Origin of the sequence: Acidocella sp. (assembly GCF_035535915.1) — a bacterium.
In the GTDB taxonomy this organism is placed as follows: domain Bacteria; phylum Pseudomonadota; class Alphaproteobacteria; order Acetobacterales; family Acetobacteraceae; genus Acidocella.
Genome location: NZ_DATLPB010000124.1, coordinates 1 through 13,030 on the forward strand (window position 1 = coordinate 1; position 13,030 = coordinate 13,030).

Sequence of the window (13,030 nt, forward strand, 5' to 3'; positions counted from 1 at the left end):
CAAAAGCCAATTTCCACCTCTTCCTCAAGGAATGCGAGTGGAGGTTCAACGATGGCTCTCCCGCCCAGCTCTTGAAGCAGCTCAAGCGCTGGGTCAGAAAGAATTCAACCTAACATCTGGGACAGCCCCAAAACTTTTGTTATGCTGGGCCATGGGCTGTGTCGGCGGCAACGCCCATGGCCCAGAGTAACCAAAGTTTTTTTGCTACTTTTTGTTCACAAAAAGTAGCGCTTCCTTCCTGTCCTTCAGACTGAGGGAAATTTCGAAGTCCGTACGTCCTCGGCATAATCGGCAATCGCCTGTTGGATCAGCTTCGCGCCGTCCAGGTAGGTTTTGGCGAAGGCCGGCACGTGGTCCTGGTTCAGGCCCAGCACGTCGTGCAGCACCAGCACCTGGCCGTCTGTGTCGGGGCCGGCGCCGATGCCGATGGTGGGTGCTGCGATGCGCTGCGTGATTTCAGCGGCGAGGGGTGAGGGGATGGCTTCCATCAGCACGATGCGCGCGCCGGCCTCGGCGAACGCGATTGCGTCTTGCATGATCCGCGCCGCGGCATCCGGTGTCTTGCCCTGGCGCTTGAAGCCGCCGAATTGCCGCACGTATTGCGGCGTCAGCCCGATATGCGCGCAGACCGGCACGGCCCGCGCCGAAAGATAGGCGACGGTTTCGACCATCGCTTCGCCGCCCTCCAGCTTCACGATATCCGCGCCGGCCTTGATCAGCCTGGTGGCGCTGGCCAGGGCCTGGACCGGGCTCTGCTCGTAGCTGCCGAACGGCAGGTCGGACATCAGCAGGGTTTTTTGCAGGCCTTTGGCGACGATCCTGGTGTGATATTCGATCTGTTCCAGGCTGACGCGCAGCGTGTCGGCATCGCCGGCCACCACCATGCCGAGCGAATCGCCGACCAGAATCGCATCGATTCCCGCCGCCTCGGCGAGGCGTGCGAACGGATAGTCATAGGCGGTGATCATGCTCATCTTGCGGCCATCGCGCTTGGCTTTGTCCCAGACGCCGAGATTTTTGCTCATGACTTCACTCCATCCCATAACAGCTGCAAGGCGAATAATGTGCTGGCGGCGCGGACGGCCTGGCGATCGCCGGGGAACCGGCGGTGATGGGCGAAAACCTGCCCATCCGCGGTCGCGAGCCCGAACCAGACCGTGCCGACCGGCTTTTCAGGGCTGCCGCCATCCGGCCCGGCGATGCCGGTGATAGACACCGCCAGATTTGTCCCGGCGCGTTGTCTGGCGCCTTGCGCCATCAGCCGCGCCACGTCTTCCGACACCGCCCCGACCGTGTCGATCAGCGCCGCCGGCACGCCCAGCAATTCGGTTTTCGCTTCGTTGGAATAGGTGACGAAGCCGCGATCCAGCACGGCGGAAGAGCCGGGCACGGAGGTGATGGCGGCGGCCACCATGCCGCCGGTACAGCTTTCCGCCGTCGCCAGGGTCAGCCCTTTCGCGCGGTAGAGTTGCACGAGTTTGGCGGCGAAGGCATCGGCGTTCATAGCGGCCACACCAGGCGGACCAGAAGCAGCAGAATCGCGGCGGCGATTCCGGCCAGCCAGTCGTCGCCCATCACGCCCCGGACATCGTGGCGGCCATCCACCCAGCCGATCGGGCCGAGCTTGGTGATGTCGAAAAAGCGGAACGCGACGAAGGCCAGGCCCAGCCCGACGACCGAGACATGCGACAGGGCCAGCAGCGGGATCATCTGCCCGGCAATCTCGTCGATGACGATCCAGCCCGGATCGGCATGGCCCTCGTCGAGGGCGGTGATCGCCCAGAGGCCGGCGGCGCTGACCGCAAGAACGGCGACCGCCACGGGCAAATGGCCGAAACCGAGCAGCAGGGCGCCGACGAGCAACCCGGCGAGGGACCCCGCCGTGCCGGGCGCAACCGGCGCGTAACCGGCGCAGAAGCCGCTCGCAAGCAAACGCGGAAGCATCATTTCTGCATCCAGGCCACGAGCGGGTGCTCGGTCGTGCCGTGCAGCAGGGCCTGGTAGACGACGATGCTCTCGGTCACGCGCTGCACATAATTGCGGGTCTCGTTGAACGGAATCTCCTCGACCCAGTCGATGATATCGGCCCCGCCGGCGCGCGTGCCCAGTTCCGGGTCGCCGTTGCTCGCCAGCCAGTTGGCGACATTGGTCGGGCCGGCATTGTAGGCGGCGATGGCAAGCGGCAGGCAGTTGCCGAAATCCTTGATCAGCCCGTCGATATAGGCGCTGCCGATCAGCATGTTCTCGTGCGGATCGAACAGATTGTTGCTGTAGGAAATGCCGTCCTTGCGGGCGGTGTGGCGCGCCGTGGCCGGCATCAACTGCATCAGCCCGACCGCGCCGGCGCCGGAGACCACGTCCGGATTGAAACTGCTTTCCTGGCGCATGATGCCAAAGGCGATGGCGCCCGGAAGGTCCCCGTCGGGCGGGGTGACGGGCATCGGCCAGCCTTCACGCACCAGCATCTGCCCGGCGACACCGGCGGTTCGCGCGATCGATACCGCGCTCGAGGGCAGGCCGAGCCCCAGCGCCAGCCGTGCCGCCAGCTCCCTGGTTCGGTCATCGGCGGCGACCGCGCCGATCCGGTTGAGAAAGATCATCGCATCGCGCTGATCGTTCATCTGCATCAGCAGCACGGCGGCGCGCGGCAATTCCATCAAGGCGAAGTCCAGGGCCTGCCCCGCCGAGAAAGGCGGCTGGCCGGCGCTGAGAATCCGCTGGGCGAGCTGTTGCGGCGTGTCGCCGAGCGCCAGGGCGGCGAGCTGGCCGTAATAGGTGTCCGGATATTGCGCGGCCCGGGCAAAATCGGCCTGCGCCGCGGCGCCGCTCTCGCTGCGCCCCAGCCAGTACCAGGCGCGCGCCTGGGTGATCACGGCGGTGGAAGAGGTCGAGAGGTCGCGGAACCAGGTTGCCGCCTCCTCAGGCTCGTGCAGAAAGCGCAGCAGCAGGAACCCGGCGAGGAAATCGCGGTCGGCGATCTGTTCGCGCGCGGTCTCCCCGGCGATGGGCGGGTTCACGGCGATGACCACCTGATAGGCGGATTTGGCGTCGCCGGCCGCCAGCAGCGCCCGGGCCAGCTCATTCTGCGCCGGCCAGAACATCAGAAGCTGCCCGGCATCGGCCGCGCCGGCCGCCGCCTTGCCTTGAGACGTCCAGAGCGTGGCGGCGGCCTCGTCCTGCCCGGCCGCGTGCAGCGCCTCAACCTGTTGCAGGAAAGGCGGTGTGACTTCCGGCGCCTGCCGAGAGACGATCCCTTCCGCCTGCCGTGCGCGCAGCGCCAGCAATCCTTGTTCCGGCCAGTCCGGATTCTCGGCGATGAAGCTCCGGATTTCATCCGGCGTACCGCCGCCGGGGTCGAGCAGGCGGAAGAAGGTCACAAGCTTCTGCGTCAGCGGGTCGCCGGTGGCCGCCGCCAGGGCCGAGGCGGCGTCGAAATGTCCGGCATAAACGTCGGTCATGATTTCCGGAGACGCAGGACTCTGCGCCCAGGCGAGGGCGGGCAGCGCAGCGAACAGCAGGACGCCAAGAATTCTCATACATGCCGTTCTAGCAGGCCCTGGGTTGCAGGCCATCCCCCACGGGATTACGTGGTGTTGTACGTGCGCGTGGGCTGGCATGCCCCCGCGTGGTCATTGGGGAAAAGCAATGTTTCACGGTTCTCTGACCGCTTTGGTGACGCCGATGCACGCCGATGGGCGCATCGATGAAGACGCTCTGGTGCGCCTGATCGAGTGGCAGATCGCGGAGGGTACGCAGGGACTCGTGCCGATGGGCACCACCGGTGAATCGCCCACTTTGTCGCATGAGGAACATGAGCGCGTTGTCGAACTGACCATCGCCACGGCGAAGGGCAGGGTGCCGGTGATCGCCGGCGCCGGCTCCAACGCCACGGCCGAGGCGATCAGCCTGGCCATGCACGCCAAGAAGGCCGGCGCCGATGCCGTGCTGGTCGTCACCCCTTATTACAACAAGCCGACCCAGGAAGGTCTGTACCGCCATTTCAAGGCGATCATCGATGCTGTCGATATTCCGGTGATCATTTACAACATTCCCGGCCGTTCGGTGGTCGACATGTCGGTCGAGACCATGGCGCGGCTGGCGCAGGAGAAGAATATCGTCGGCGTGAAGGATGCAACCGCGAACCTGACCCGGCCGTTGCACACCACTCGCGCCTGCGGCGCCGGGTTTGCGCAGCTCTCCGGCGAGGACCATACGGCGCTCAGCTTCCTTGCCGCCGGGGGGCATGGCTGCATCTCGGTCACCGCCAATGTCGCGCCGCGCCTCTGCGCCGAGATGCATGCGGCCTGGGCCAAGGGCGACATCAAACAGGCGATGGCGATCCAGCAGCGTTTGGTGCCGCTGCATGATGCGATGTTCGTCGAGACCAATCCCGGCCCGGTGAAATACGCCGCCTCGCTGCTCGGATTCGGCACCGCCGCCAGCCGCCTGCCGATGGCGCCGGTCAGCGCCGCCACCGCGGAGAAAATGCGTGCCGCGATGCGGGAGGCGGGGCTGTTGAATTGACGGAGAAGGCTAAATCCAAGTCGGGTTACATCTCGCACGGGATCGCCTCGCAGAACCGCAAGGCGCGGTTCGACTATAAGATTCTCTCCACCATTGAGGCCGGCATCGTGCTCAAAGGGGTGGAGGTGAAGTCCCTGCGCCTCGGCCGCGCCACGCTCACCGAAGCGTGGGCCGGCGAGCGCGACGGTGAGCTCTATCTCTTCAACGCCTATATTCCGGAATACCAGGGCGGCGTGCTGTCGCGCTTCGAAGTGCGCGGCGCCCGCAAGCTGCTGGTGAAAAAAAAGGAACGCGGGCAGTTGTTCGGCGCCATCGCCCGCGAAGGCGCGACGGTGGTGCCGCTCGACATTCATTTCAACGATCGCGGACTGGCGAAAGTCACGCTCGGCATCGCCGAGGGCAAGCAGAAGCACGATAAGCGCCAGGCCGTCGCCGCGCGGGATTGGCAGCGCGACAAGGCAAGGCTGCTGCGCAACCGCTGAGGGGGCCAACATGGACGAGGATTATTGGCGCGAGCATGGCGTGCAGGTGATCAAGGCCGGCACGCTCGATGCGAACACCGCGCAGACGCCGGGCATGCATCGCGAGGCCGCGATCAACGCGGCCCGCGTCGGCGCGCAGAAAATCTGGGCCGGGACGGTGAAGATCGACGCCAACGCCAAAACCGGCGCGCACCATCATGGCGCGCTTGAAAGCGTGATCTACGTGATACGCGGCCAGGCGCGCATGCGCTGGGGCGAGAAACTGGAATATGTCGCCGAGGCCGGGCCGGGCGATTTCATTTTCGTGCCGCCTTACGTGCCGCATCAGGAAATCAATGCCTCAACCGACGAACCGCTGGAATGTGTGCTGGTCCGTTCGGATAACGAGGCGGTGGTGGTCAATCTCGATATCGAGCCGGTGGAGAAACCCGAAGAGGTCGCCTGGATCGATCCGATTCACCGTAAGCACACGCACGATTAGAAGAAAGAAAGCAGGCGCTTTTTGAAAAAAGCGCCGCAAAAACTTTTTTTATGCTGGGCTGGAGGCTGTGTCGCCGACAACGCCCATGGCCCAGCATAACAAAGTTTTTTTGCTTCTTTTTGTTCACAAAAAGAAGCGCTTCCTTATTTTATAAAACCCATGATTTTCTCGACAACATCTTCAAACATCGCGGGCGTGAGGCGGCGCGTGTTCGTGTTGTAGCGCGACACATGGTAGCTGTTGAACAGCCGCATTGCGCCTGTTTCGTGCACCGCGCCGTGGGCGAATTTATGTGCCGCCGCGCGGGCGCCGAGCGCGCGCAGGCTCATGGCATGCGCGACGGTGCCCAAGGCCAGGATCGCGCGCAGGCGCGGCATGGCGGCGATTTCCGACACCAGGAACGGGTTGCAGCTTTTGTTTTCCGCCGGCGTCGGCAGGTTTTGCGGCGGCACGCACCGCACGGCGTTGGTGAGGCGGCAGTTGCTTAAATGCAGCCCGTCATCCGGGTTTTCGAGATATTGGCCGGTCGCGAAACCGAATTTGATCAGGGTCTGATAGAGCAGCACGCCGGCATAATCGCCGGTGAAGGGGCGGCCGGTGCGGTTGGCGCCGCGCACGCCGGGGGCCAGGCCCACGATCAAAAGCTCCGCGTCCAGTGCGCCGAAACTCGGCACCGGCGCGTTATGCCAAAGCGGCTCTTTGGTCCGGTTTTCCGCGCGGTAGCCGACCAGGCGCGGGCACAGGGCGCAGTCCGGCGGTGGATTTGCCGAGGGGGCCTGTCGAGTCATTGAAGGTGCAATTATTCGTCGGCGTCGCCGCGGCTCGGGCGGCTGCGCGGCTCGGCCGCGCGCCTGCTGAATTCCGGCGCGATGTCGGCGAGGTCGAGAAACTGATCGGCCTGACGCCGCAACTCATCGGCGATCATCGGGGGGCTGGTCTTGATCGTGGAAACCACGGAGACGCGCACACCTTTACGTTGCACCGCTTCAACCAGACGGCGAAAGTCGGAATCACCGGAGAACAGGATCACGTGGTCGAGCCGCGGCGCCAGCTCCAGCATGTCGATCGCCAGCTCGATATCCATATTGCCCTTGATCCGCCGCTTTCCCTGCGCGTCGGTGAACTCCTTGGCCGGCTTGGTGACCAGGCTGTAGCCGTTATAGGCCAGCCAGTCGGTCAAGGGCTTCAACGGGGAATATTCCTCGGTCTCCAGCAGCGCGGAATAATAATAAGCGCGGATCAGATGCAGTTGCGTGCCGAAATAATCCAGCAACTTGCGGTAATCGATGTCGAAGCCGAGGCTCCTGGTCGCGGCATAGAGATTCGCCCCGTCGATGAACAACGCGGTCCGTTCCTGCGCGGTGAATCTCATAGCTGGCTCTTTTCCGTAAATATTTCTCTAAATTTCATATACACCGATCTGAAAAATGTTAGATGAGTTTTCCTGACGGATCTTGAAAAACTCGTGAGGGCTTCGGCGTGCAGGGGGGGTGGCGTATGATTTTGGTGGCCCTGGGCGCGAACCTGAAGGCCTTGGATGGGGCCTCACCGCTTGAGACATGTCGCGCCGCCGTCGCCGATGTTCGCGGCATTCCCGGCTTGAGCTTCGTCGCCGGATCCTCCTGGTATCGCTCGCCGCCCTTCCCACGCGCGGAACAGCCGGATTACTGCAATGGCGTCGTGCGGCTGCGGGGCAATGTGGACCCGGCTTGGCTGCTGGCGCAATTGCAGGCGATCGAAAGCCGCTATGGCCGGCAGCGCTCGACCCCGAACGCGGCGCGCACGCTCGATCTCGACATCATCGACTTCAACGGCCTGGTGCGTGCCGGGCCCGATCCGGTCCTGCCGCATCCGCGTGCCCATCAGCGGGCCTTCGTGCTGCGGCCGATTCTGGACGTGGCGCCCGCCTGGCGGCATCCGCAGCTGGGAAGCAGCGTGACCGCGCTGCTGGCCGAGTTGCCGCCGCAGGAAATCTCGTTCTGGGCGGAAAGCGAGGACTGAGCCGCGCCGCGAGAATGGCTACAGGCTTGCATCGCGGCGGCGCGCTTGGTAGATCACGCGTTCAATTCTTTGCCTGGAGCGTATCGGATGGCCCGCGTCACCGTCGAAGACTGCGTTTTGAAAGTGCCGAACCGGTTTGAACTGGTTCTGCTGGCGGCCCAGCGTGCCCGCAACATCAGCCGAGGCGAACAGCTTACCATCGACCGGGACAATGACAAGAACCCGGTGGTTGCCTTGCGCGAAATTGCCGATGAGACGCTGGCGCTGCCCGCGCTGGAGCAGGATCTGGTGAAGTCGCTGTCCCGCGTTCCCGAGCCTGAGCCGGTGGACGAGGAAGTGCTGGACCTGATCCCGACCGACCAGAATATTTTCGGCCTGCAGGATGTCTCCGCCGAGGAAGAGGCCGCCGCCATGGCTGCCGAGGGCGAGGAAATGTCGCCCGAGGACATCCAGGCGGCGATCGAGGCAGAGCTCGGCGGCAAGACCCGCCGCTGAGTCGCGCCATGGCGGGCTGTTGGAGAAGAAGCCTGCCATACGCCCCCGAAGGGCTGGCGGGCGCCAGCCCGCACCCGGAACTGAGCGGTCTGCTCTCACGCATCGCCGCCTATGACAGCAAGGCCGATCCGGCGGTCATCGACGATGCCTACGGCGTCGCCTTCGACGCGCATGCGGCGCAGAAGCGCGACAATGGCGAGCCCTACATAACCCATCCTTTGGCGGTGGCGACGATTCTGGCCGGCTACCGGCTGGACACGTCTTCCATCGTCACCGCCTTGTTGCATGACGTGATCGAGGACACGCCCGTCACGCTGGCTTCGGTGCAGAAGCGCTTCGGCGCCGAGGTGGCCGGGCTGGTCGACGGCGTTACCAAGCTCACCCGGCTGGAATTGCAGTCGGACCGCACCAAGCAGGCGGAGAATTTCCGCAAGCTGGTCCTGGCGATGAGCAAGGACATTCGCGTCCTCATCGTCAAGCTCGCGGACCGGCTGCACAATATGCGCACCATCAACGCCGTGCGCACACCGGACCGGCGCCAGCGCATCGCCCGCGAGACGATGGAGATTTACGCGCCGCTGGCCGCGCGCATCGGCATGGAAGCGGTGAAGACGGAGCTGCAGACGCGCTCTTTCGCCGAGCTCGACCCCGAAGCCTATGACACGATCCAGGCGCGCCTGAATTTCCTGCGCGGGCAGGGGGCTGACGTCATCGAAGAGGTGCGCCAGGAACTACTGCGTGTCTGCCGCGAGGCCGATGTCGACATTGTGGAAATCGCCGGGCGCGAAAAATCGCCTTATTCCATCTGGGAGAAGATGCAGCGGCGCAATGTCGCCTTCGAGCAGCTCTCCGACATCATGGCCTTCCGCATCATCGTGCCGACGCGCGAGGCCTGCTACGTGGCGTTGGGCGCGATCCATGCCGCCTTTCCGGTGATTGCCGGGCGCTTCAAGGATTATATTTCGACGCCCAAGGCCAACGGCTACCAATCGTTGCATACTGGCGTGACGCTACGCCATCCGCGCAACCAGAAGATCGAAATTCAGATCCGCACGGCGGACATGCAGATGATCGCGGAAAACGGTGTCGCCGCGCATTGGTTGTACAAGCAGTCCGACGCGTCGCAGGCGGATTTGAAACAGTTCCGCTGGGTGCAGGACCTGCTGGAAATTCTTGATAACTCCGCCGCCCCGGACGAGTTTCTCGAAAACACCAAGCTCGAGCTCTACCAGGACCAGGTGTTCTGCTTCACGCCGAAGGGCCAGCTGATCCAGCTGCCGCGCGGCGCCACCTCGGTCGATTTCGCCTATGCCGTGCACAGCCAGATCGGCGATAGCTGCGTCGGCGCGCGCATCAATGGCCGGCTGATGCCGTTGCGCTATGAGCTGCAAAATGGCGATCAGGTAGAGATTCTCACCGCGCGCGGCGGCACTCCGTCACCGGCCTGGGAGCGGTTCGTCGTCACCGGCAAGGCGCGCGCGCGAATCCGCCGCTTCCTGGCGCAGCAGATGCGCGAGCAGCACCGCGATGCCGGCAAATCGGCGTTGGCCAAGGCGTTCCGCCAGGAAGGCGTGGACGGTTCGGAAAAAGTGCTGGAAGCGACGGTCAAAACGCTCAAGCAGGCGTCGCTGGACGATCTCTACATCGCGGTGGACACCGGCATCATCGGCGCCAAAGAGGTGGTCCATACCGCGTATCCGGAGCTACGCGAGCAGCGTGCGCCGCGCATGTTGCCGGGCTTCATGGGCGAGGCCCTCACCGCACGTTCGCCGCGCCATACCGGTGTGAGCGATATCGGCATGCCGATCACCGGCCTCGTCGCCGGCATGGACGTGCATTATGCCGGCTGCTGCCACCCGCTGCCCGGCGACAAGATCGTCGGCATCGTCGCCAACGGCAAAGGCGTTACGGTGCACACCAAGGATTGCGCGACGCTGGAAACATTTGCGGCCACGCCGGAACGATTCATCGACGTGGATTGGGACGCCAATGTGATCGCCCGCAGCGACCGCAAGTCCGGCCGTTTCATCGGCCGCATCAGCGTCATCGCGGGCAACAGTTCCGGCGCGCTGGCGGTGCTGACCAACGCCGTCGCGAAGCAGGAGGGCGCCATTTCGAATCTCAAGGTTGTGCATCGGCAGCAGGATTTCTTTGAAGCCCTGGTCGATGTGGAGGTGCGCGACGTGCGCCATCTGTCCCAGGTGATCGCCGGGCTGCGCGGCGCCGCCGGCATTGCCCAGGTGGAGCGCGCGAAGACATGATCGTCGGCCTCGGTTCCGATATTTGCGACATCCGCCGCATCGAGGCGAGCCTGGCGCGCTTTGGCGAGCGCTTCACGTTGCGCATCTTCTCCGAGGTGGAACGCGCGCGCTCCGACCGGCGGCCGCATAGCCGGGCGGCCAGCTACGCCAAGCGTTTCGCGGCGAAGGAAGCCTGCGCCAAGGCGCTCGGCACCGGCTTCAGGCGCGGCGTGTTTTTCGCCGATCTGCGGGTGACGAATCTCGCGAGCGGCCAGCCGACCATGAGCCTGCACGGCGGCGCTCTGGCGCGGCTCGCGGCGCTGATTCCGCCGGGCCACGCGCCGCATGTCGCGCTCTCGCTGACGGATGAATATCCTTACGCCTACGCCCAGGTGATCATTTCCGCGGTACCGCTCACGGCTGCCGGCGATTGACGCCACTCGATAAACAGGGAGCCTGATGATGAGCGCGATGCATTTTTACGAGCCCGCGGCGGGGCATGGTCTGGCACATGACCCGTTCAACGCCATTGTCGGGCCGCGGCCGATCGGCTGGGTTTCGACCCGGGGTGCGGATGGCGGGGTGAATCTCGCCCCGTACAGTTTTTTCAACGCGTTCAATTACATCCCGCCGATCATCGGCTTCGCCAGCACCGGGCCGAAAAACTCGCTGCGCAATGTGCAGGAGACAGGCGAATTCGTGTGGAACCTGGCCACCCGCAGGCTGGCCGAGCAAATGAACGCCACGTCGGCGTCCGTTCCTTACGGCGTGGATGAATTCGAGCTGGCCGGGCTGGAGAAGGCGCCGTCGCGCCTCGTAGCGCCGCCACGGGTGGCCGCCAGCCCGGTGCATTTCGAGTGCAAACTGGCCGACATCGTGCAGTTGAAGAGCGCTGCCGGCGTGCCGGTTTCTACCTGGCTGGTGCTGGGCGAAGTGGTCGGCGTGCATATCGACCACGCGTTGCTCAAGGACGGCGTGTTCGATACGTTCGGCGCGGAAATCATCCTGCGCGCCGGCGGCGCCACGGCCTATGCGGCGATCGGGCCGGAAGCGCGGTTCGACATGGTACGGCCGAAGTGAAGAAAGAAGCCGCTTTTTGAAAAAAGCGGCACCAAAAACTTTTGTTGTGCTGGGCCAGGGGCGTTGTCGCCGACGCAGCCCATGGCCCAGAGTAAATAAAGTTTTTTGCTACTTTTTGTTCACAAAAAGTAGCCCTTCCTTGTTCCTTACGGCTGTGCCGTATCGCGGAAATACGCCTCGACCGTGCCTTTGAGCCGCATGGTCAGCGGCTTGCCGTGGCGGTCGAGGCTTTTGCCGGCCGCCACCCGCACCCAGCCTTCGGACACGGAATATTCTTCGACATTGTTTTTCTCGACGCCGTTGAAGCGGATGCCGATGCCGCGTTCGAGGAGAGCTTCGTTGAAGAACGGGCTGGCGGGGTCGATCGAGAGACGATCGGGAGGTGTGTCGCTCATAGATATTTGCTCAGTTTCAACTTCAGTTTGGTAAAAAATGTCGCGGGCGGCGAATCGGTCAGCGCGATCACCGGGCTGCTGCCCAGCGCCTTGCCATCGAGCGTGTAGGTGACCGTGCCCAAAGTTTCGCCTTTGGTCACGCCCGGCGTCAGGTCGGCCGTGTAGTTGATCTTGTATGCGACCTTGGAAACGCCGTCCGTGGGCAGGGTCACGGCGATGGTGTTCGCCACGCCGACCGGGACCATGCCGGAATTCAGCGCGGTGCTTTTCAGCGTGTCGATCTGCTGGCCGGCCGTGGAAATGGCCGTATCGGTGAAGAATTTCTGGCCGTAATCGAGCAATGCCTCGATGGCCGCGGTGCTGGCGTGCCAGGAGGGGCCGCCCATTACCACGGCGATCAGGCGCATGTCGCCGCGCACCGCCGTGGCGTCGATGCAGTGCCCGCTTTCATTGGTCAGGCCGGTCTTCAGCCCGTCGACCGTGGAATCATGCGCCAGCACCGGGTTCCAACTCGCCTGGGTGATGTTGTTGTAGGTGTAGTTCGGCAATTTCGAGATGTTCAGGATCTGCGGCTCGTCTTGCAAAATCACGCGGCTCAGCGTGGCGACGTCGAGCGCGCTGGTGTGCAGCCCCGGGTCGGGCAGGCCGTCGACATCGGTATAGACCGTGTCGTTCAGGCCCATTTGGTGCGCGTCCCGGTTCATCAGCTGCACGAAACTGTCTTCCGTGCCGGCCACCTGCTGGGCGAGAGCCACGGCGGCGTCGTTGCCGGAATCGATGATCAGCCCGTGCAGCAGCTCATCGACGGTCACATCGCTGTCGGGGCTGATGAACATGCGCGAGCCGCCGGTATGCCAGGCCGCCACGCTGACCGGGACCGTCTGGGTCATGGTCAGGCTGCCGTTCTTCACGGCCTGATACACGACATGCGCGGTCATCAGCTTGGTCAGGCTCGCCGGCGCCACCTGCAGGTTCGGATTGGCCTCGGCCAGGATGGCGCCGGTGCGGGCATCCATCAGCACGTAGGAGGTCATATTCGCCAGGACCGGCGGTGTCGGGGTGCTGGGGTCGGCGATCGGGCTCACCGGCACGGGCGCCGGGCCGCTGGGGGCCGGGGTCGCCTTGTCGGCTGCGGGGGAGCCGGATTGAACCGGTTGATGTGCCGCAAGGGCCGGCGCGGCGAAGGCGACGGCGGCGGCAAGGGCGATGAAAGAAGAGATGCCGGCGGGTTTGATCATGAGCTGCATATCTTTCGTCTGGTCGGGCGATTGCGTCGCCTCTCTGCACCGATTTCTTGACAAGCCGCAAGCACCGCGCTTGATGCTGAACCCC

The 13,030-nt window shown here is 64.2% G+C and carries 16 protein-coding genes and 1 pseudogene; 9 read left to right on the plus strand and 8 right to left on the minus strand.

Annotated elements, in window-relative coordinates:
• Positions 1-113: pseudogene (locus VNC39_RS16890) on the plus strand (IS1595 family transposase); the annotation flags it as partial.
• A 132-nt stretch (positions 114-245) separates the two neighbouring features.
• Here the strand turns inward: VNC39_RS16890 and panB are convergent.
• From panB to VNC39_RS16910, 4 genes are read right to left on the minus strand one after another with little or no spacing between them, the layout of a single operon-like run.
• Entirely contained in the window at positions 246-1,025 is a 780-nt protein-coding gene (gene panB, locus VNC39_RS16895; protein ID WP_325400824.1) for a 3-methyl-2-oxobutanoate hydroxymethyltransferase, read from the minus strand.
• Positions 1,022-1,504, minus strand: coding sequence for a CinA family protein (locus VNC39_RS16900; RefSeq protein WP_325400825.1), 483 nt, complete (start codon positions 1,502-1,504; stop codon positions 1,022-1,024). Before VNC39_RS16900 ends, panB begins: the two co-directional genes overlap by 4 nt.
• Positions 1,501-1,947, minus strand: a complete 447-nt coding sequence (locus tag VNC39_RS16905) for a phosphatidylglycerophosphatase A (RefSeq protein ID WP_325400826.1) — start codon at positions 1,945-1,947, stop codon at positions 1,501-1,503. The genes VNC39_RS16900 and VNC39_RS16905 overlap by 4 nt, the downstream gene beginning before the upstream one ends.
• On the minus strand, positions 1,944-3,536 hold the full coding sequence (locus VNC39_RS16910; RefSeq protein WP_325400827.1) for a lytic transglycosylase domain-containing protein: 1,593 nt from the start codon (positions 3,534-3,536) through the stop codon (positions 1,944-1,946). The genes VNC39_RS16905 and VNC39_RS16910 overlap by 4 nt, the downstream gene beginning before the upstream one ends.
• 109 nt (positions 3,537-3,645) lie before the next feature.
• Between VNC39_RS16910 and dapA the strand changes: the two genes are divergently transcribed.
• The 3 genes from dapA to VNC39_RS16925 are packed head-to-tail and all read left to right on the plus strand — an operon-like array spanning position 3,646 to position 5,487.
• A complete protein-coding gene (gene dapA, locus VNC39_RS16915; RefSeq protein WP_325400828.1) occupies positions 3,646-4,524 on the plus strand; it encodes a 4-hydroxy-tetrahydrodipicolinate synthase in 879 nt (292 codons plus the stop codon).
• Positions 4,521-5,006 carry an SsrA-binding protein SmpB gene (gene smpB, locus VNC39_RS16920; RefSeq protein ID WP_325400829.1) on the plus strand — a complete coding sequence of 162 codons (486 nt, stop codon included), beginning with the start codon at positions 4,521-4,523 and terminating at the stop codon, positions 5,004-5,006. Before dapA ends, smpB begins: the two co-directional genes overlap by 4 nt.
• A 10-nt stretch (positions 5,007-5,016) precedes the next feature.
• On the plus strand, positions 5,017-5,487 hold the full coding sequence (locus VNC39_RS16925; protein ID WP_325400830.1) for a cupin domain-containing protein: 471 nt from the start codon (positions 5,017-5,019) through the stop codon (positions 5,485-5,487).
• A gap of 143 nt (positions 5,488-5,630) precedes the next feature.
• Here the strand turns inward: VNC39_RS16925 and VNC39_RS16930 are convergent, their stop codons facing one another.
• Together VNC39_RS16930 and VNC39_RS16935 are read right to left on the minus strand one after the other, a co-directional pair.
• Positions 5,631-6,275, minus strand: a complete 645-nt coding sequence (locus tag VNC39_RS16930) for a uracil-DNA glycosylase (protein ID WP_325400831.1) — start codon at positions 6,273-6,275, stop codon at positions 5,631-5,633.
• Between the two features lie 11 nt (positions 6,276-6,286).
• Positions 6,287-6,859 carry an NYN domain-containing protein gene (locus VNC39_RS16935; RefSeq protein WP_325400832.1) on the minus strand — a complete coding sequence of 191 codons (573 nt, stop codon included), beginning with the start codon at positions 6,857-6,859 and terminating at the stop codon, positions 6,287-6,289.
• A gap of 125 nt (positions 6,860-6,984) precedes the next feature.
• On the opposite strand from VNC39_RS16935, the gene folK reads away from it, so the two are divergent.
• The 5 genes from folK (at position 6,985) to VNC39_RS16960 (ending at position 11,303) form a co-directional block, all read left to right on the plus strand.
• The gene (folK, locus tag VNC39_RS16940; RefSeq protein ID WP_325400833.1) at positions 6,985-7,488 is read left to right on the plus strand and encodes a 2-amino-4-hydroxy-6-hydroxymethyldihydropteridine diphosphokinase; all 504 of its coding nucleotides are present in this window, start codon (positions 6,985-6,987) and stop codon (positions 7,486-7,488) included.
• Positions 7,489-7,575: 87 nt separating this feature from the next.
• The gene (rpoZ, locus tag VNC39_RS16945; protein WP_325400834.1) at positions 7,576-7,983 is read left to right on the plus strand and encodes a DNA-directed RNA polymerase subunit omega; all 408 of its coding nucleotides are present in this window, start codon (positions 7,576-7,578) and stop codon (positions 7,981-7,983) included.
• Positions 7,984-7,991: 8 nt separating this feature from the next.
• Positions 7,992-10,244, plus strand: a complete 2,253-nt coding sequence (locus VNC39_RS16950) for a RelA/SpoT family protein (protein WP_325400835.1) — start codon at positions 7,992-7,994, stop codon at positions 10,242-10,244.
• The gene (acpS, locus tag VNC39_RS16955; RefSeq protein ID WP_325400836.1) at positions 10,241-10,657 is read left to right on the plus strand and encodes a holo-ACP synthase; all 417 of its coding nucleotides are present in this window, start codon (positions 10,241-10,243) and stop codon (positions 10,655-10,657) included. Before VNC39_RS16950 ends, acpS begins: the two co-directional genes overlap by 4 nt.
• A gap of 28 nt (positions 10,658-10,685) precedes the next feature.
• Positions 10,686-11,303, plus strand: coding sequence for a flavin reductase family protein (locus VNC39_RS16960; RefSeq protein ID WP_325400837.1), 618 nt, complete (start codon positions 10,686-10,688; stop codon positions 11,301-11,303).
• 146 nt (positions 11,304-11,449) lie between these two features.
• Here the strand turns inward: VNC39_RS16960 and VNC39_RS16965 are convergent, their stop codons facing one another.
• Entirely contained in the window at positions 11,450-11,698 is a 249-nt protein-coding gene (locus tag VNC39_RS16965) for a DUF3297 family protein (protein WP_325400838.1), read from the minus strand.
• Complete coding sequence (locus VNC39_RS16970) at positions 11,695-12,936, minus strand: D-alanyl-D-alanine carboxypeptidase family protein (protein ID WP_325400839.1); 1,242 nt, start codon at positions 12,934-12,936, stop codon at positions 11,695-11,697. The genes VNC39_RS16965 and VNC39_RS16970 overlap by 4 nt, the downstream gene beginning before the upstream one ends.
• Positions 12,937-13,030 lie beyond the last annotated feature (94 nt).

Bases quoted from the DNA above. Each gene is read 5' to 3' on its own strand.
- panB (WP_325400824.1), bottom strand. From the start codon at position 1,025: ATGAGCAAAAATCTCGGCGTCTGGGACAAAGCCAAGCGCGATGGCCGC.
- VNC39_RS16900 (WP_325400825.1), bottom strand. From the start codon at position 1,504: ATGAACGCCGATGCCTTCGCCGCCAAACTCGTGCAACTCTACCGCGCG.
- VNC39_RS16905 (WP_325400826.1), bottom strand. From the start codon at position 1,947: ATGATGCTTCCGCGTTTGCTTGCGAGCGGCTTCTGCGCCGGTTACGCG.
- VNC39_RS16910 (WP_325400827.1), bottom strand. From the start codon at position 3,536: ATGAGAATTCTTGGCGTCCTGCTGTTCGCTGCGCTGCCCGCCCTCGCC.
- dapA (WP_325400828.1), top strand. From the start codon at position 3,646: ATGTTTCACGGTTCTCTGACCGCTTTGGTGACGCCGATGCACGCCGAT.
- VNC39_RS16925 (WP_325400830.1), top strand. From the start codon at position 5,017: ATGGACGAGGATTATTGGCGCGAGCATGGCGTGCAGGTGATCAAGGCC.
- VNC39_RS16930 (WP_325400831.1), bottom strand. From the start codon at position 6,275: ATGACTCGACAGGCCCCCTCGGCAAATCCACCGCCGGACTGCGCCCTG.
- VNC39_RS16935 (WP_325400832.1), bottom strand. From the start codon at position 6,859: ATGAGATTCACCGCGCAGGAACGGACCGCGTTGTTCATCGACGGGGCG.
- folK (WP_325400833.1), top strand. From the start codon at position 6,985: ATGATTTTGGTGGCCCTGGGCGCGAACCTGAAGGCCTTGGATGGGGCC.
- rpoZ (WP_325400834.1), top strand. From the start codon at position 7,576: ATGGCCCGCGTCACCGTCGAAGACTGCGTTTTGAAAGTGCCGAACCGG.
- VNC39_RS16950 (WP_325400835.1), top strand. From the start codon at position 7,992: ATGGCGGGCTGTTGGAGAAGAAGCCTGCCATACGCCCCCGAAGGGCTG.
- acpS (WP_325400836.1), top strand. From the start codon at position 10,241: ATGATCGTCGGCCTCGGTTCCGATATTTGCGACATCCGCCGCATCGAG.
- VNC39_RS16960 (WP_325400837.1), top strand. From the start codon at position 10,686: ATGAGCGCGATGCATTTTTACGAGCCCGCGGCGGGGCATGGTCTGGCA.
- VNC39_RS16965 (WP_325400838.1), bottom strand. From the start codon at position 11,698: ATGAGCGACACACCTCCCGATCGTCTCTCGATCGACCCCGCCAGCCCG.
- VNC39_RS16970 (WP_325400839.1), bottom strand. From the start codon at position 12,936: ATGATCAAACCCGCCGGCATCTCTTCTTTCATCGCCCTTGCCGCCGCC.